Below are 18,879 nucleotides of genomic sequence, written 5' to 3'. Positions count from 1 at the left end.
TTTAAGTGACAAAAGAGTTTAGCGATAAATTAGCAGAATTAAAGGCCAGTTTTCAGGATTTGAGTGATTTACTTTGACCGGGAAAAATTATTTGAAACTAAAAATAGTATAGAAGCTGAAATGGCTGCTGGTGGTTTTTGGGATGATAAAGAAAATGCTCGCCAAAAATCACAACAGCTTGATCGTATTAAAAAAAGAATCAAAGTTATTCAGTCATTAGAAGAAAAATTTGAAGAAGCAGAAATTTATTTAGAATTAGCAGCAGAAGAAGATGCAAATTTAAATAAGGAGCTACAAAATACTTTAGCTGAATTAGAAAAAGAGATTGAAAAACTTGAATTAAAATTACGCCTAAATGAACCATATGATGATCATAATGCAATTTTGTCAATTCATCCTGGAGCTGGAGGAACAGAATCTCAAGATTGGGCACAAATGCTTTTGAGAATGTACAGTCGCTGGGCAGAGGCTAATGATTATCAGTTAGAAACTCTAGATTTTAATCCAGGTGAAGAAGCTGGAATTAAAAGTGTCACTTTAATGATTTCTGGTGATTATGCTTATGGTTATCTAAAAGGAGAAAGAGGGGTTCATCGTTTAGTTCGAATTTCCCCTTTTGATGCTTCTGGTCGCCGCCACACTTCTTTTGCTTCGGTTGATGTAATGCCCGAAATTGATTCTGATTTAGAAGTGGAAATTGATGAAAACAATTTAAAGATAGATACTTATCGTGCCAGTGGAGCTGGGGGCCAGCATGTAAATAAAACAGACTCTGCAGTGCGGATTACTCATCAGCCAACTGGAGTTGTAGTCCAGTGTCAAAATCAAAGATCACAGCATAAAAATAAGGAAACAGCAATGAAAATTTTAAGCTCTAAGCTTTTAGAATTAAAAAGAGAAGCTCAGGCAGAAAAAATTGATGAGCTGGGAGGAGAACATAAAGAGATCGCTTGGGGCAGTCAGATTCGTTCCTATGTTTTCCATCCTTATAGTATGATTAAAGATCATCGAACTGATTTTGAAGAAGGAAATGTAGATAAAGTAATGGATGGTTATTTAGATGAATTTATAGAATCATATTTAAAATATAAAAGTGAAAAGTGATAGAGTGAAATTCTACTCGCAAAACTCGGGGCTTGCCCCGAGAAAGGTCAACTTAAAGATAAGCTTAAGGATGAGATTAAAAGCAAGATTAATAGTAAAAGTATAGGAAAAGGTGAATTTCTTGAAGAAAATATTAGTTGGAGTTATTTTAATAACTTTTATAATTGCAGCCTGGACTTTGGTTGGTAGAGTTAATCAAATTGATCAAAACCAGGATTTAGAAATAATATTAGATGGAAAAGCATATACAGAATTAAAAGCTTTAGAGCCTGAAATTAGTTTAGATAAATTAAAGGCGAGTGGACTTACAACCTTGGCAATTTATCAGCAGAGCTTAGAAGAATTGCTGGAAAAAGGGGCTTTAGAAAAAGTAAGTCCTTTAAATTTGAAAGAGCAAGAATTAAAAACAGAATTAAAAGCAAAGGGTCTTAATTTTAAAGAATTTGAAAAGCAAGCTTTATTTGCTGTTTTTAGTGATTCTTTATGGCAGCAGCTCAATAATCTGGCCCCAGATTTAGCAGCTGAATATGGAGCTAAGCTTTTACAAACTAAAGCTTATAATTTTCTTTATTTTCCTAACTGGCAGCAAAAGCTAGCAGATCTAAATTTAGCTTATAACCAAGAGCTTGTAGAAAAAGCTGCCACAAATGATTTAAAGCTTGCTTTAAGACCTAATAATAATTTAAATAGCTTTGCTGCTTTAGCTAAAAGTTTAGAGTCAATTAAAGCTCAGTTTCTAATTTTTGACGGAGAAGAAATTACTGGTTACCCAGCTAAAATTGAAGAAACTGCTGCTTTGATGAAAGAAAATGAGATAATTTTTGCTAAAGTAGAAGCTTTTATTGCAGCCCAAAAAGGTGCAGCCAAATTAGCTAAATTAAATAATTATCATTTTTTAAGGACTCACAGCTTACAGCAGGATGAGGTTGAGCAGATGACTGCTCAAAAAATAATTGAGCGCTATCAACTTGCTGTTCGCGAAAGAAATGTAAAATTACTTTATTATAAACCTTATCTTGAGGGAAATCAGCTTGTCCAAAAGAACTTAAACTTATTAGAGTCTTTAAGTTCAAACTTAAAAGCTGAAGGTTATCAGTTTGGCAATGCAAAAACTGCAGCCTATTTTAGTAATTCAACTTGGCATTTATTAGCTATTTTATTAGGAGTTACAGCTGCTGGTATTTTATTAGTTAATTATTTTAGTGATTTTAAATATGATAAATTATTAAATTTATTATTTTTTGTAGCATTAGCAGCAGCCTGGTATTTTTTAAGTTCAGGGCGAGAAATTTTATTAAGACAGATTTTGGCCTTAGGTGCAGCTATTATTTTTCCTGCTTTAGCAGTAATTGTATTTTTGCTAAAAAAAGATAGAGGTGCAGAAGAATTTGATTTTCCTTTAAACTTATCTTTTTTATTTTGTAATTTTACAGCTGCTGTGGTTACAGCTTTAATTGGAGGTCTTTTTGTTAGTGCAGCTTTAAATAGCAGTGATTTTATTTTTAAAATTAATAATTTCAGAGGAGTTAAATTAGCTTTTTTAATTCCTTTATTAATTATTTCTGCTTATTATTTATTAAAAATTAATTCGCAGACTTTAGTAGTTCAGATAAAAGAAATTTTGGAAACAGTAATTAAGGTTAAACATTTAGTTTTAGCTGTCTTTTTATTGCTGATAGCAATTATTTATATTGGCCGTACTGGCAATTTCCCTTTATTACCAGTTCCTGCTTGGGAATTAACCATTAGGAGTTTATTAGAAAAGCTGCTTTATGTTAGACCACGGTTTAAGGAGTTTTTAATTGGGCACCCGCTATTTATTTTTAGTTTATATTTAGCTGCTCCGAAAAGAAAAAATATCTATTTTTATCCTTTATTAATGTTAGCTTCTGTGGGTTTAGTTACTGTAGTTAATACATTTTCTCATTTACATACCCCTGTTTTAGTTTCACTGCTGAGGACTTTTCATGCTTATTGGTTGAGCTTTTTGCTAGCAGCACTTGTAATTGGTGCTTATCAATTAGTTGTTTATCTTGCTCAAAAATATTATTTAAATGGAGTTAAAGAATGAAAAAAATTGTAATTTCAGGTTATTATGGTTTTGACAATCTTGGAGATGAGGCAATTTTAGCTGGTATTATTTCTCTTTTAAAAAAGACAAATGAGGAAGTTCAAATTACTGTTTTATCAGCTAATCCTGCTAAAACTAAAAGTCTGTATGGGGTAGAGGCTGTTAGTCGTAATTCTTTAATAAATATTTTGGCTGTTTTGGCAGAAGCAGACCTTTTTCTAAGTGGTGGAGGTAGTTTGCTTCAGGATATAACTGGTAATTTTTCGGTCCCTTATTATTTAGCTGTGGCTTGGTTGGCGAAAATGCAGGGAACAAAAGTAGTTTATTATGCCCAAGGGGCTGGCCCCTTAACTAAAAAATGGAGCCAGAAATTAACAGCCATAACTTTAAATAGATTTAATCTTTTAGGAGCAAGAGACCAAAAAACCAAGAATTTATTAAAAAAAATTGGAGTTAAAAAAGAGATTAAGTTAACAGTTGACCCTGTTTTTGGGCTTTATGATCCTTTAGTTACTAAAAGACAAAAAATAAAAGCTAAAGTAGAAGTGGGTATTTCAGTTAGACCTTGGTCTGTAGATTATTTAGAACAATTAGCAGCTGCTTTAAATCAATTTGCGGCTTCAAAAAATATTAAATATATTTTATTTCCGATGCATAAAGGAGCTGACGAAGAAATCTCAGAGCAATTAAAAGCTCAATTAAAGGCTGAGACAGAGATTTTAAATTTAGCAGATCAACCAGAGCTAGCTTTAAAAAGTTTTAGTCAGCTTGATTTATTTGTAGGGGTTCGCTTACATAGCTTAATTTTTGCTCTTTTAAATCAGCTGCCTTTAGTTGCCTTAAGTTATGATCCGAAAATTGAAGGTTTAGTAGCAGATTTAGATTATTTGCCTTTAATTAAATTAGAGGAATTAGAAGCAGAAAAACTGGAAGCTGCTTTGGAAAAAATATTTGCTGCGAGGTATAGTATTCGCAAAAAATTAAAAGGATATTTAGAGTCCCAAAAAGCTGCAGCTGCAGAATTTGCTCAACTAGTTTTAGAGGAGGTAGAAGTTTGAGAAAGTTAATAAATATTTTAGGAGTTAATATTGATCAATTCAAAATGAGGGAAGCAGTGGCTAGAGTTAAAAATTTAATTAATACTCAAAGTCATTCTGCTTTAGTTGTAACTCCTAATTCGGAAATTTTGGCCCTTGCCTCTGAAAATGAGAATTTAGCTCGTATTTTAAATTCAGCAGATTTGGCAACAGCAGATGGAATTGGGGTAGTTTTAGCTTCTAAAATAATGGGAGAACCACTTGCAGAAAGAGTTGCTGGTTTTGATTTAATTAGTAATTTATTTAAAGAATTTGCAGCGTCAGATTTAAACTTTTATTTTTTAGGTTCTAAACCAGGAATTGTAGAAAAAGCAATTGCTAATCTAAAAAATGATTACCCTCAGATAAATATTGTTGGTGCTCATCATGGTTACCTTGATCAAGCAAGTCAAAAAAAAGTTTTTAGAGAGATTAATGAGAGCAAAGTTGATTTATTATTAGTTGGGATGGGATTTCCTCTGCAGGAAAAATTTCTTGACCAAAATTTAGCTCAATTAGATGTAGGAGTTGCAATTACTGTTGGTGGTAGTTTTGATGTTTTAGCAGGTGAGGTCAACAGGGCACCTTTATGGGTTCAAAGAATTGGTTTAGAATGGCTGTATCGTTTATTACAGGAGCCATCCCGTTTTAAACGCATACTTTTATTACCCAAATTTCTTTATTTAGTAATTAAAGCTAGATTTTTAGCTTAAACTTTGAGTAAAGAAATTGAAGTAAATAAAAATTATATTTTTATTTTGAGCAGGAGAAAGGTCTCTATTATTAAGGGGGTAAAATTTGAAAACAAGAATATTTTTTGATTATTTGGGAATTACTATTGGCTCATTTTTAATTGCCTTGGCTTTGGCCGTTTTTTTAGTGCCAAATAGAATTGCAGCTGGTGGTGTAGTTGGTCTGGCAACTGTAATTTTTTATTTAACTACTTTTCCAATTGGAATTACAATGTTAATTATTAATATCCCTCTCTTTTTAACTGGCTTAAAGATTATGGGAGCTGGCTTTGGGATCAGGACTATTTATGGTATAATCAGTTTATCAATTTTCACCGATTTTTTGCAGCCGCGAATGACAGCTTTAACTAATGATTTACTTTTAGCTTCAATTTATGGAGGTATTTTAGGTGGAATTGGCCTCGGTCTGGTTTTTAGATCTCGAGGAACAACTGGTGGGACAGATATGATAGCTTCTTTAGTTAATCATTATACAGGCATTACAGTTGGAGAAGGACTTTTGATGGCTGATGGGATTGTGGTTGTTTTAGCTGGGATTTTCTTTAATTTAGAAGTTGCTCTTTATGCAGCTATAACAATTTTTATTCAATCACAAACTATAGATATTGTGCAAGAAGGTTTAAATGTCAAAAAAGGTGTACTTATTATTTCCAATAAACCTGATCAGATAACCCAAATGGTAGTTGATAATTTAAATCGGAGTACAACTGAATTTGCAGCCAAAGGTGGTTATAGCTGTGAGGAAAAGAAAGTACTGCTTTGTATTATTTCGCGTTCAGAAGTTTCTGAGCTCAAAAAAGCAGTAACTGATATTGATCAGGATGCTTTTGTAATAATTAATGATGTACATGAAGTTTTAGGAGAAGGTTTTACAGAAATTATGGAGTAGCTAATTTAAGTTTATTTTTATTAGTTATTAATTTTGAGAAAGCAGGTGGAGAATTTAATGGATAAATTTAGAAAAAAATTTTTTAACAAATTTGGAATTTTAATTTTAGTGGTCTTAATGCTCAGCGCTTTAACTTTCACAGCCGGAGCAGCTGCTAATTCTTCCAAGCAAGCAGAGCAGAAAGTAGATTATACTAAAGCAGATGCTTTTCAAGATGTAATGTTTTTACTTCAAAATTATTATGTAGAAGATGTTGATTTTGAAACCTTAATTGAGGGTGCAATCAACGGGATGTTAAATGAGGTAGATCGTTATTCATATTTCATGAATGCTTCTGAATATGATGAGATGCAGGAAGAATATGAAGGACATTATGGAGGAATTGGAATTGTAATTACCATGAGAGACAATAAGTTAACAATTGTTTCTCCTATCAAAGATACTCCAGGTGAGAAAGCAGGTTTGAGGGCAGGAGATATAATAACTGCTATAGATGGCCAAGAAACCGAAGAAATATCACAAAGAAAAGCAGTTGAGATGATGCGGGGTGAAGAGGGAACAGAGGTTATTTTAACTATTGATCGGGGAGATGATTCTCCTTTTGACCAGAAAATAACTAGAAAAGATATAGAAGTATCTTATGTAGAAACTGAGATGAAAACTGAGCAAATTGGCTATATTAGTTTAGCTCAATTTATAGAAAATGTAGGCAGTGATGTGGAAACTGCTGTGCAGGATTTAAAAGCTCAAGGTGCTAAGGGAATTATTTTAGATTTAAGAAATAATCCTGGTGGTCTACTAAATGAAGCAGTTGATGTAGCTTCTGTATTTTTAGAAGAAGGTGTTGTAGTCTCAGTGAGACAAAAAGATGAGACTGAAAGAGTTTTAGAAGTTAATCAAGATTTAGAAACTGATACTGAAATACCACTAATTGTCTTAATTAATAAAGGTTCTGCTAGTGGCTCAGAGATAGTAGCAGGTGCAATTAAAGACTATAATCGTGGCAAATTAATTGGAACCACGACTTTTGGTAAAGGAGTTGTTCAATCTGTAGTCCCACTTGAAGATGGCTCAGCAGTGAGTTTAACAACTGCTCGTTATTATACTCCTGCTGGTAATTATATCCACCAAAAGGGGATTAAAGCTGATTTAAATATTGAATTAGATTTGGAAGCTGCTCAAGCAGATGGTAGTGATAATCAGTTAGCAAAGGCAATAGCTGAAATGGAAAATATGATTTTTGTGCGTGATTTTCAAAAGCAAAAAGCAGCAGGGGAATAAGAGGCAATTAATTTAAGTAGGCTAAAAACTAAAATTTATTAACTAGAGAAGACAATATTTAAAGTCTTCTTTAGTTGATAAATAAAGGCTGAGCTTGGATTATTAATATATAATTATAATCTTAAAAGGGGGATAAATATGAAAAATAATCAGAATTTAGCAAAAAAAGAAAATATTTCATTTATGAATCGACTTTCAGTTAAGGCAATTTTGACAGTAGTAGTAGTTTTGATTCTGGCGTTTTCCGGTTTAACTTATTTTATTAGCAGTAAAGTAGAAGAAGAAACAACTCAACTTGCTTTAAGTAGAAACTTAAAAACAGTTGAAAGTGTTGATAATGAAGTGGAAAGTAATTTAAAGGCGACTAGAAAAGTTATGGAGACTTTAGCAACTAATAAAAATGTTGTTGAAGGAGATTACGAAGAAAAGAAAAAAATATTTAGCCGAGTTGTAGATTCTAATCCTCAATTTAAATACTTATATTTTAGTAGTCCTCAAGGTAATCATTATCCTTATCCAGAAGCAAGCTTAAGTCCAGATTATGATCCTCGTGATCGTAGTTGGTATCAGGCAGCTGAGAGAGAATCGGGAGTTATTTGGACAGATATTTATCTTGATGCAGCTTCAGGAGAACAGGTTATTACTATAGCTTTACCTGTATTTATGGATGGAGAATTTAAAGGAATTCTGGGGGGAGATGTTAATTTAGATTTTCTGAGTAATATAGTTAATGAAGCTGTAGTTGGAGCTGCAGGCCAGGCTTATGTAGTTGACGAAAATGGTCAATATATAGCTCATCCAGAAATTGATAAAGTATTAGAAAAAGAAAATATTGAAGATAATTTTAGTATTTCGAAGTTAGAAAATAATACTGAACGCTCTTTTAGATATCAATCTGAAGCTGGAGATTATTTAGTTTCTTATTTAGAATTAACTGAAATCCCAGGCTATATTTTAGCAAGTGTTCCTCAAAGTGAGATTGAAGCTGCTTCAAATAGTATAATTCAGCGATTAATTATTGCTTCAATTATAATCTTAGTAGTTTTAAGCTTAATTATTTTATTTGCTTTTAAAAAATATATTTTAAAACCGATTAATTCTATTTTAGAGTTTTCAAATCAAATTGCAGCTGGAAATTTAAAGGCAGAACTGGCAGATAATAATAATCAAGATGAGTTTAGCCTTTTAATTAAATCTTTAAATAAAATGAGAGATAGTTTGATGGCAATTATTGCTGATATTTCACATCAGGCTGAACAGGTAGCTGCTTCTAGTCAGCAATTATCTGCTGCAGGTGAGCAGGTGGGAGATAGTGCAGAAAATGTTGGGCGCTCAATTCAAAATGTAGCTTCTGGAGCTGAAGAGCAGTCAGCTCAAATTGATGAAACTGAAAATATTTTTGAGAATTTAGAAGGTTATTTAAGAGAAATTTCTCAGCGTGCTAGTAATATGAGACAAGAAACTAAAAATGTAATGAATAATATTCAATCAGGAACTGAACAAGTTAAACAGTCTGTACAAGGTATTAATGAAGTTAAAGTAGATACAGAAGCAGCTGCTTCTACAATTAATGACTTAGGTGAGTTATCACAAGAGATTGGAGAAATTGTTGAGTTAATTAGGGGAATAGCAGATCAGACTAATTTACTTGCTTTAAATGCTGCAATTGAGGCAGCTCGAGCAGGTGAGTCAGGTCGTGGCTTCTCAGTAGTTGCAGATGAGATTAGACAGTTAGCAGAAGAATCACAGAGTGCTACTGATAATATCTCTAATTTAATTGCTAAGGTTCAGTCTAATGTAGAAAATGCAGTTACTAAAATGAATAAAAACCAGAATAAAGTTCAAGAAAGTGTAAATAATATTGAAAATACTGGTAAAGTCTTTAAGGACATTAAAAATGATTCTGAATCTGTAGTTGAAGGAATCAATGATATCAATGAGAAGACAGATAAAGTAGAAACAGCTAGTGATACAGTTAAAAATAGTTTAAGAGAAGTTAATAGTGTTAGTCGTGAGGCTGCTTCGAATGCAGAAAGTGTTGCTGCTTCTTCAGCAGAACAGGTTGCTGCCACAGAAGAAATTATTTCTTCTGCCAAAAATATGGCTCAAATTGCTGAAGAATTAGCTAAATCTGTTAATCGTTTTGATTTTTAATTAACTAGAAAATGAAATCATTTAAATTAAAAATGAATAAGCAAATGACTTTTAATCCCTGCTTCGGCCAAAATTGGCTTGAGCAGGGATTAACTTATTTAGGCTAGCTTATTTATTCTAATTATCTCAATGAATTAAATTTTCTAAATATTTTAAATAAACTGTTGACATTTTAATAATAATAAGTTATTATAATAATAAGTTATTAACATAATAAAAAATAATCATTAAATAGTTAAAAAATTATTAACTACAGGAAGAAAACCTATAGTAATCTTCTAATTAAATTTAAAAAGGAGGGCTTATATTGAGAGAAAAAATTTCTACCGCAAAGGCTCCAGCGGCGATTGGGGCCTATTCACAGGCAATTTTAAGTAATAATTTAATTTTTAGTTCTGGTCAACTACCGATTAATCCTGAGACTGGTGAAATGGTTGAGTCTGATATTAGAAAACAGACTAAGCAATCCTTGGACAATTTAAAATTCATTTTGGCAGAAGCTAATTCTGATTGTGATCATATTTTAAAGACTACCATCTTTTTAAGTGATCTAAACAACTTTAGTGAAGTCAACAAAATTTATTCAGAATATTTTGAAGGAGATCCACCTGCAAGATCATGTATTGAAGTTGCTAAATTACCAAAAGACTCTTTAATAGAAATTGAGGCAATTGCTTTAAGTCAAGAATAAAAAAATTAGGAGGAATAATATGAAATATCCAGCAGAGCCGTTTAAAATTAAGACAGTTGAAACTATTGAGATGACAAGCAGGGAAGAAAGGGAAGATATTGTTAAAGAAGCAGGTTATAATACTTTTCTTTTACCATCAAAGAATGTTTATATTGACTTATTAACTGATAGTGGAACTTCTGCTATGAGTGATAAGCAGTGGGCTTCTTTAATGATTGGTGATGAAGCTTATGGTGGTAGTGAAAACTGGTTTAAATTAAGAGATGCTGTGCAAGAAATTTATGGTTTTGATTATGTTGTTCCTACTCATCAAGGTAGAGGTGCTGAAAACTTATTATCACAGATAATGATCGAAGAAGGAGATTATATTCCTGGTAATATGTATTTTACAACAACTAAAGCACACCAAGAGCTGAATGGTGGTAAGTTTGTCGATGTTATTATAGATGAAGCACACAAACCTTCTGTTGAGAGAGATTTTAAAGGAAATGTTGATTTAGATAAATATAAGAAATTAATTGATGAAGTAGGAGCAGACAAAATACCTTATATTTGTGTTGCTGTAACAGTTAATATGGCTGGTGGCCAACCTGTTAGTATGGAAAATATTAAAAAGGTTAAAGAAATTTCTGAAAAACATGGAATTAAAGTGATGTCTGATGCAACTAGATGTGTAGAAAATGCTTATTATATCAAAGAGCGTGAAGATGGTTATCAAGATAAGAGTGTTAGAGAAATTTTAAAAGAAATGATGAGCTATTTTGATGGCTGTACTATGAGTGGTAAAAAAGATTGTTTAGTAAATATCGGTGGTTTTTTAGCTATGAATGATGCTGATATGTATCAAGAAGCTACTTCTTTAGTAGTAATGTATGAAGGTATGCCCACATATGGTGGTATGGCTGGTAGAGATATGGAAGCAATGGCTACAGGAATCTATGAGTCAGTTGATGAGCATTATATAGAACATAGAATTAAGCAAGTTCGTTATTTAGGAGATAAATTAGCAGAAGCTGGAATTCCAATTATTAAACCAGTGGGAGGCCATGCTGTTTTCTTAGATGCTCGAGAGTTTTTACCTCATTTAAGTCAAGATCAATTACCTGCTCAGGCTTTAGCTGCAGCTATTTATCTTGATTCAGGTGTAAGAGCTATGGAAAGAGGAGTTGTTTCTGCTGGTAGAGATGCTGATGGTAGTCATCATTATCCAAAATTAGAAACTGTAAGATTAACTATTCCAAGAAGAGTATATACTTATGCTCATATGGATGTTGTTGCTAATTCTGTAATTGATCTTTATGAAAAACGAGATAAAATTAGTGGCTTAAAATTTGTTTATGAACCACCAACACTTAGATTCTTTACATCTAAATTTGAACCACTTAATGATAAGTTAATTGCTGATTAATTTATTAAACCAATTATAAATTAGTAGAAGCAGCCTTTAAGATTAGGGCTGCTTCTATTAAAAATTAAAAAAATCTGAAAAATAAGAAAAATGCAAATATAGCGAGAGGGGTATACAATAATGGTAGAAGATAGGGAAAAGCGAGAACCTACTTTCAAAGAATCTATTTTTGCTTTAGCCTTGGTTATTTTAATAATCCTAATTAGTATCAATACTGCTTTAGTTTTAGAAACAGCGATGGTTTTAGGTGCTATTACTGCAGCCATGTTTGCAACATACCTTGGGTATAAATGGAAAGATATTCAAAAAGGTATGATAAGTGGTGTAAGTAATAGTCTTGGTGTATTGATGATTTTGATTATGATTGGAATGGTAGTCGGAAGTTGGATTTTAGGTGGAACAATTCAGACAATGGTTTATTATGGTTTAACTTTTTTATCTCCAAAAATATTTTTACCTAGTGCTTTTTTGCTCTGTACAATAACTTCTTTATTGATAGGTAGTTCTTTTGGTACTATTGCAACAATGGGGATTGTAATGCTTGGAGTAGCTGAAGGATTAGGAGTTCCAGTGCCGATTACAGTTGGTGCTGTTGTTTCAGGTTCTATTTTTGGTGATAAACTATCTCCGATGTCAGATTCTACTAATTTTGCTGCCGCTATGAGTGACACAACATTATTTGATCATATTGGTTCTATGATGTATGTTTCTATCCCTACCGCCTTAACTAGTTTAGCTATTTACACTTTTATAGGACGTAATTGGATAGCTGCCACAGCAGGTGAAAATATCCAAACTGTTGAAACAATTTTAACTACTCTTCAAAATAATTATAATATTTCTTTATGGACCTTAATTCCACCAGTTATAGTAATTATCTTATCTCTAAACAAAACTGCTGCGATTAAAACACTAACAGCTAGTTTTTTAACTGCTAGTATTTTTGCAGTCATAACTCAAGGTGCTAGTCTTAATCAATTAATTAATGTAGCTGCAAATGGTTATACGAGTAATACAGGAGTTGAATTAATTGATGGTCTTTTAACTCAAGGTGGAGTAAATAGTATGATGAGTACAGTAGCTATTATAATGGCTGCTACAGCTATGGGAGGAATTTTAGAAAAAATAGGTGTTTTAGAAGTCATTTTAAATCATGTAATGAAATATATTAAAAATCCTAGAAATTTAATTTTGGCTACTTTATTTTCTGCCTATTTAATGCTTTTAGCTACTGGAGAAATGATGGTTTCAATGCTTTTGCCAGGTAGAACATTAGCTCCAGCTTATAGAGAGATGAATATTAAGACAAATGTTTTATCTAGAACTTTAGAATCAGCTGCAACTTTAGGTTGTGCTGTTTTACCTTGGGGAGTTGTTTCAGTTTATATTCAAAATATTTTAGATATCGGCTTAGGTTATATTCCTTATACCTTTACTCCCTTTATTTCACCAATAATTTCGATTATCTATGCCTTTTTAGGTATAGCAGTTTTCAAATTGGATGAAAGTAAAGAAATAGTATCTGATAGAAGTAATTTAGAAGAAATACAATCAGTTTCTAAGTAAATTTATAATTATTAAAAGGAAAATAGTAGTTCTTAAAGAATAATAGTAGTAGGCTTCATCTCATTTTTAATAATTATATTGATCTGAGATGGAGCTTTTTTGTTTGTTGGTTTAAAATAATTTTAATAGGAGTTAATAGTTATGAAAAACAGAGAATTAACTAAATTATTAAAAGCAAGTGTTAGACCTGCTTTAGGTTGTACTGAGCCAATTGCAATTGCTTATGCTTTGGCTAAAGCCAAAAGTGAATTAAGTTCTGAAATTGAAAAAGTAGAAATTATGGTTAGTCTTAATATTTATAAAAATGCGGCTCGAGTTGGAATTCCGGGAACAAATTATAAGGGGCCAATGATGGCTGCAGCTTTGAGTTTAGTAAGGGGAGATTATAAAAAAGAATTAGAAGTAATTGAAAATGTAACTGAAGCTGATATCAAAAAAGCGCAAGCAATTATTGATTCTGGTTTAATTAATTTAAAAGTGATGGAAGAAGTTAATGGTATTTATATTGAAACAAGGGTTTTAAGTGCTGCTGAAAAAGCCAGAGTAATTATTATCGATAATCATTTAAATGTAGTTAAAACTGAAAAAATAAAAGCTGATTTGGAATTTGAAACTTATCAAATCGAGGTTGATCGCAAAAATGATTTTGGAGCAATTTTAGATTTTTCTTTAGCCGATATTTTAACTTATATTAAAGAAGTTCCTTTAGCAGAAATAGAGTTTTTGCAAGAGGGAGTAGATATGAATTTGAAAGTTGCTGCTGAAGGCTTAAAAACCGAAAATAGTTTGAGCAGTAAATTTGAAGAGCTGATAGCAAGTGGATTTTTAAATGATAATCTGCTAGCAAAAGCTAAAATGAAGGCTGCAGCTGCTTCTGAAGCAAGAATGAATGGCAGTAAACTCCCAATTATGACTAGTGCAGGTAGTGGGAATCAAGGAGTTGTTAATTTTATTACAAATGCAGTAGTTGTAGAAGCAAAAAACCTTAGTCATGAAAAATTGCTGAGAGCCCTAGCTTTAAGCAATTTATTAACATTATATATTAAAACGGCTACTGGCAGCCTTTCTGCTATGTGTGGAGTGGCAGTGGCAGCTGGTGTTGGAGTAAGTGCCAGCACTGTTTATTTGTTAGGAGGTGGAGAAAAAGAAATTTTGGCAGCTAGTTTAAATGTTTTAGGTTCTTTAACCGGGATTGTATGTGATGGAGCTAAAGAAGGTTGTGCTTACAAAGTAGCTACAGCTGTTGACTGGAGTATTATCGCAGCTAAATTAGCCATTGCTGGTAAAGCTGTGCCTCAAAAAGATGGAATTTTAGCTGCTAGTTTTGAAGAGTTAATTGATAATTTAGCCTATGTTTGTCAGCCAGGAATGATAGAAACAGATCAGGCTATTTTAAAAGTAATGCAAGCTAATTAAAAAAGGGGGTTTTGAGCATGAAAAAGAAAAAAATTACTGATCATTTAGTTTTTAGATTATTAATAGCGGTTACTATTGGTGTTATTTTGGGGGTTTTTGTAGAACAGGGTTTAATGCAGATTATATCAACTATTAAATATGTTTTAGGACAATTGATTTTTTATTCAGTTCCTTTAGTAATAATTGGTTTTATAGCACCTTCAATTACTAAATTACAAGAAAAAGCAAGTAAGTTATTAGGGCAGGCTGTTTCTATTGCTTACCTATCTTCGGTTGGAGCTGCGATGTTCTCTATTTTAGCAGGTAGTTTAATTATTCCGTACTTACATATAACAGAAGAAACAAAAGCACTAAGAGAGTTACCTGAAATTATATTTAAACTTGATATTCCACCAATAATGCCTGTGATGAGTGCTTTGGTTCTTGCTTTATTTGTTGGTTTAGCTGCTGCTTGGACAAAAGCTGAAAAAGTTGCTTCATTATTAGATGAGATTCAAGCTATGATTTTAAAATTAGTTGAGAAAATAATTATACCGATTTTGCCATTTTTTATTGCTACAACTTTTGCTGAACTTGCTTATGAAGGAACAATAACTGAACATTTACCTGTTTTCTTAACAGTGATTATTTTAGTTTTAGTTGGGCATTTTATCTGGTTAACTGTACTTTATTCTATTGCTGGACTTATCTCAGGTGAAAATCCATTAGAAGTTGTAAAACATTATTTACCTGCTTATTTAACTGCTGTAGGGACAATGTCTAGTGCTGCTACTTTACCTGTTTCTTTAAAATCAGCTGGAAAATCTAAAGTTTTAGATAAAGAAATAACAAATTTTGCAATTCCTTTAGGAGCTACAATTCATCTTTGTGGTTCAGTTTTGACCGAGACTTTTTTTGTAATGGTTATTTCTAAAGTCTTATATGGAAGTGTACCACCATTAGCTACAATGTTTTTGTTTGCTTTATTATTAGGTATTTTTGCAATTGGTGCTCCAGGAGTTCCTGGAGGAACAGTGATGGCTTCTTTGGGTTTAGTAACAGGAATTTTAGGTTTTGATCAAACAGGAGTTGGCCTAGTTTTAACAATTTTTGCTATTCAAGATAGTTTTGGGACAGCTTGTAATATAACTGGTGATGGTGCTATTGCTTTGATGCTTAGCGGTTTAAATAAGAAGAGATAAAATAACTTATTCCAGGAGCAAAAGTCTATTAGTAAAAATTAATTTTTTTAGAGCTTTTGCTCTTTGCTTAAGATAATGATATAATAAATTTTCGCTATTTATTTTTTGGCTCCTTTTAATTATAAGTTTAAATAATCTATTTTAAATCAAATAATAAATAAGAAAAACAAAGGAGGATTAAAATTGAGTCTAAAATGTATTGAACGGTATAAACCATTAGTTAAATTTTTAGCTGAGGTCTTGGGAAAAAACTGTGAAATAGTACTTCACGATCTAGAAGATTTTGAAAATTCTGTAATTGCTATTGAAAATGGTCAGATTAGTGGACGTAAGGTTGGTGATTCCTTAACTGATTTAGCTCTAAATGTTTTAAAAGACCAAGAAAAATTAGAAAATGGTTATTTAACTAATTATACTGGTAAAACCTTTGCCGGTAAAAAACTTAAATCATCTACCTATTTTATTAAAAAAGATAAAAAAGTTGTGGGTATGCTTTGTATAAATATAGATGTGAGTAAATTTGTTGAAGCAAGAGATCTTTTAGATTCTTTTATTGGTCAAAGTTCTGAATTAGAAAAAGCAGAAACTAATAATGATTATTCAGAACAATTTACGTCTTCGATTGAAGAACTAATTGATTCAATTATTGAAAATTCTATTGGCAATTCAGAGGTCCATCCCAAAAGAATGACAGCTGATGAAAAAAAGAATATAACCAAAACGCTTGATGAAAAAGGAGTCTTTTTACTTAAAAATTCTGTTTCTAAAGTGGCAAATAGATTATATACTTCAGATGCAACCATTTATCGTTATCTAAGTGATTAATTAAAAGCTTTGGGGGTGAAAATATATTAATTTAAAAAAGAATAATTTATTTTCATCCTCAAAAATTTTAGTTTTAAATATCTGAAAATTACAAAAAATAAAAATAATTTGTTTTAATTTGTCAAAAAAAGTAGAAAATTGTTAACTCTGACTTGTGAGCAAACTAAAGTTATGTTATCATTAATTTAATATTACTTTTATTTTAAAAAAGTGGATTTCAAGAGGGGAGAAGATTCTGTGAATATACTAAAAAAGAGTTTATTTGCGAAATTGATGGTTTTTTTAGTTGTGGCAGGAGTTATTATATTCGGGGTTCAAATTTATATTAGTAGTAGTTATTATGGGGATAATATGAGGCGTGAGGCTGAGAATTATCTACACGAGAAAATGAGGGCTGAATCTAGTTATTTAAACAATGAATTTACAAGAAGCCAGACAGGATCTGAAAATATTGCTGCTTTGATTGTTAATGATCAAAGTAATAATCAAGATTTATTATTTGATTTTTTTGAAGATATAATGCAGAGTAATGATTTAATTGTTGGTGGTGGGGTTTGGATGGAGCCCGGTGAGTATGTAGAGGATCAAGAATATTATGGACCATTTTTATATTTAGAAAACAATTCCATTCAGGTTTCATGGGAATACAGTAATCAAGATGGAGATTATTTTCAATATGAATGGTATCAAGATGGTTTAGGTCAAGAATCAGTTTGGTCAGAACCTTATACTGATCCAATCTCAGGTGTGCCAATGATTACTGTTTCTTCTCCTGTTAGAAGAAATAATGAGGCTATTGGAGTTGTTACACTTGATATCGGACTAGCAAATATGAAAGAATATGTAGGTGGGCTTGAAATTGGGGAAAATGGTCAGGCCTTTGTGATCAGTAACCAAGGTAACTTTATTGTTAATCAGAATATAAATAAACCAATGGAAACTAAAATAACTGCTTCTCAAAGTTCTTTAGCAGCAGTAGGAGATCAAATTATTAGTGCTAATGAGCCAGGTTTAATTAGTACTAAAATTAATGGAGAAGATTATTTGCTTTCTTATCAGGAAGTAGGAGATAGTGGTTTAAAGTTAATTTTAACTTTACCTGAGTCAGAATTGGGAATTACTCAAAGTGTAATTAATTCTTCTATTATTTCTGTAATCACAATGTTGATTTTCTTATTGATAATTTACTTTATTATTAAAAAATTAGTGCTTAATTATTTAACTATGGCTGTCTCACATGCAGAAAAAGTAGCTGATGGTAACTTAAATGCTGAGCTTCCAGAAGTATTTGTAAAACGTGAAGATGAATTTGGCCGTTTAGGTTCTTCTTTACAGAATATGACTGATAATTTAAGAGAAATTATTGGGCAAATTCAGTCAATGGCCCAACAGGTTGCAGCTTATAGTGAAGAATTATCTGCTTCTGGAGATGAAGTTGGTACAGCAGCTGAAGAAGTAGGAATTGCAATTCAGAGTGTGGCAAATGGAGCTGAAAGTCAATCAGCTAAATTAGATGCTGCAACTAAAAATATAAATGAATTGGGATCTAAAGTTAAATCAGTAGAAGATCAAGCTCAAGATATGAATCAAGTTTCAAGTGAGGTTTTAGAAGAAATTGAAACTGGTCAAAAATCAATTGATGAGTCTATTGATCAGATTGCTAAAGTTGAAAAAGATACTAAAGAAGTTAGTGATGTTATTGAAAGATTAGGTCAGCGTTCTGAAGAAATTGGAGAAATAGTGCAGCTAATTAATAGTGTTTCTAGTCAAACTAATTTACTTGCTTTAAATGCAGCAATTGAGGCTGCTAGAGCTGGTGAAGCTGGACGTGGTTTCTCAGTAGTTGCTGATGAAATTAGAGAGTTAGCTGAAGAATCTTCTAAAGCTACTGAAAATATTGCTAAATTAATTAGTGCTATTCAAAAAGATGTTAATTTGGCTGTTGATCAAATGGATCAAAGTACTGACCGAGTTAATCAAAGTTCTGCTAAGATTAATGAAAATGGAGAGATCTTTGATCGAATCAGTGAAGAGATTGATAAGCTAATCAATATTATCTTTAATAGTGTTGAAAATATTAAGCAGGCATCTGATACTAGTCAAGAAATTGAATCTCAGGTAGATGAAATTAACCGAATCAGTCAGGATTTTGCTGGTAATTCGGAAGAGGTTGCAGCTTCTAGTGAAGAACAGATTGCTTCAACTGAAGAAATAGTATCATCTGCTAAGAGATTAACTGAAATGGCAGAAGAATTAGCTGAGATCTCAAATAAGTTTAAAATTTAAATTGAGCTGAAGCTAAAAATTATATATGTAAATTAAAGTTAAAAGAGTCTAACCTAAAAAGGTTGGGCTCTTTTTTTGCTTAAATTGGGGGCTAATTAAAGTTAACATTAAATTAACTTTTTAGACATTTCTTTTTAACTTTGAACCTTTATGATTTAGTTAAATGTTAATTCAAAATA

The 18,879-nt window shown here is 31.7% G+C and carries 14 protein-coding genes; all 14 read left to right on the top strand.

Annotation, left to right across the window (positions count from 1 at the left end):
• Positions 1-5 precede the first annotated feature (5 nt).
• A protein-coding gene (gene prfB, locus HPRAE_RS09825; protein ID WP_014554056.1) for a peptide chain release factor 2 occupies positions 6-1,104 on the top strand; the annotation gives its coding sequence in 2 pieces (ribosomal slippage) (positions 6-74 and positions 76-1,104; 1,098 coding nt in all).
• 112 nt (positions 1,105-1,216) lie between these two features.
• Entirely contained in the window at positions 1,217-3,175 is a 1,959-nt protein-coding gene (locus HPRAE_RS09820; RefSeq protein ID WP_014554055.1) for a DUF5693 family protein, read from the top strand.
• Positions 3,172-4,233 carry a polysaccharide pyruvyl transferase CsaB gene (gene csaB, locus HPRAE_RS09815; RefSeq protein ID WP_014554054.1) on the top strand — a complete coding sequence of 354 codons (1,062 nt, stop codon included), beginning with the start codon at positions 3,172-3,174 and terminating at the stop codon, positions 4,231-4,233. Before HPRAE_RS09820 ends, csaB begins: the two co-directional genes overlap by 4 nt.
• Complete coding sequence (locus HPRAE_RS09810) at positions 4,230-4,964, top strand: WecB/TagA/CpsF family glycosyltransferase (RefSeq protein ID WP_014554053.1); 735 nt, start codon at positions 4,230-4,232, stop codon at positions 4,962-4,964. Before csaB ends, HPRAE_RS09810 begins: the two co-directional genes overlap by 4 nt.
• Positions 4,965-5,049: 85 nt before the next feature.
• Positions 5,050-5,892, top strand: coding sequence for a YitT family protein (locus tag HPRAE_RS09805; protein WP_014554052.1), 843 nt, complete (start codon positions 5,050-5,052; stop codon positions 5,890-5,892).
• Positions 5,893-5,949: 57 nt separating this feature from the next.
• Positions 5,950-7,173, top strand: coding sequence for a S41 family peptidase (locus HPRAE_RS09800; RefSeq protein ID WP_014554051.1), 1,224 nt, complete (start codon positions 5,950-5,952; stop codon positions 7,171-7,173).
• Between the two features lie 138 nt (positions 7,174-7,311).
• Entirely contained in the window at positions 7,312-9,327 is a 2,016-nt protein-coding gene (locus HPRAE_RS09795) for a methyl-accepting chemotaxis protein (protein ID WP_014554050.1), read from the top strand.
• A 307-nt stretch (positions 9,328-9,634) separates the two neighbouring features.
• The gene (locus tag HPRAE_RS09790) at positions 9,635-10,018 is read left to right on the top strand and encodes a RidA family protein (RefSeq protein ID WP_014554049.1); all 384 of its coding nucleotides are present in this window, start codon (positions 9,635-9,637) and stop codon (positions 10,016-10,018) included.
• Positions 10,019-10,037: 19 nt separating this feature from the next.
• A complete protein-coding gene (locus tag HPRAE_RS09785; protein ID WP_014554048.1) occupies positions 10,038-11,426 on the top strand; it encodes a tyrosine phenol-lyase in 1,389 nt (462 codons plus the stop codon).
• 120 nt (positions 11,427-11,546) lie between these two features.
• Entirely contained in the window at positions 11,547-12,992 is a 1,446-nt protein-coding gene (gene nhaC, locus HPRAE_RS09780; protein ID WP_014554047.1) for a Na+/H+ antiporter NhaC, read from the top strand.
• Positions 12,993-13,133: 141 nt separating this feature from the next.
• Complete coding sequence (locus HPRAE_RS09775) at positions 13,134-14,408, top strand: L-cysteine desulfidase family protein (protein ID WP_014554046.1); 1,275 nt, start codon at positions 13,134-13,136, stop codon at positions 14,406-14,408.
• Between the two features lie 17 nt (positions 14,409-14,425).
• Positions 14,426-15,589: a dicarboxylate/amino acid:cation symporter gene (locus tag HPRAE_RS09770; RefSeq protein WP_014554045.1), complete on the top strand. Its 1,164-nt coding sequence runs from the start codon at positions 14,426-14,428 to the stop codon at positions 15,587-15,589.
• 183 nt (positions 15,590-15,772) lie between these two features.
• On the top strand, positions 15,773-16,414 hold the full coding sequence (locus HPRAE_RS09765; protein ID WP_014554044.1) for a helix-turn-helix transcriptional regulator: 642 nt from the start codon (positions 15,773-15,775) through the stop codon (positions 16,412-16,414).
• A 237-nt stretch (positions 16,415-16,651) separates the two neighbouring features.
• Complete coding sequence (locus HPRAE_RS09760) at positions 16,652-18,700, top strand: methyl-accepting chemotaxis protein (RefSeq protein WP_014554043.1); 2,049 nt, start codon at positions 16,652-16,654, stop codon at positions 18,698-18,700.
• The last annotated feature ends 179 nt before the right edge of the window (positions 18,701-18,879 follow it).

The organism is Halanaerobium praevalens DSM 2228, from assembly GCF_000165465.1.
Classification (GTDB): Bacteria; Bacillota; Halanaerobiia; order Halanaerobiales; family Halanaerobiaceae; genus Halanaerobium; species Halanaerobium praevalens.
The sequence above is the reverse complement of the archived record's forward strand: the minus strand, read 5'-3'. Positions and strand labels throughout refer to the sequence as shown.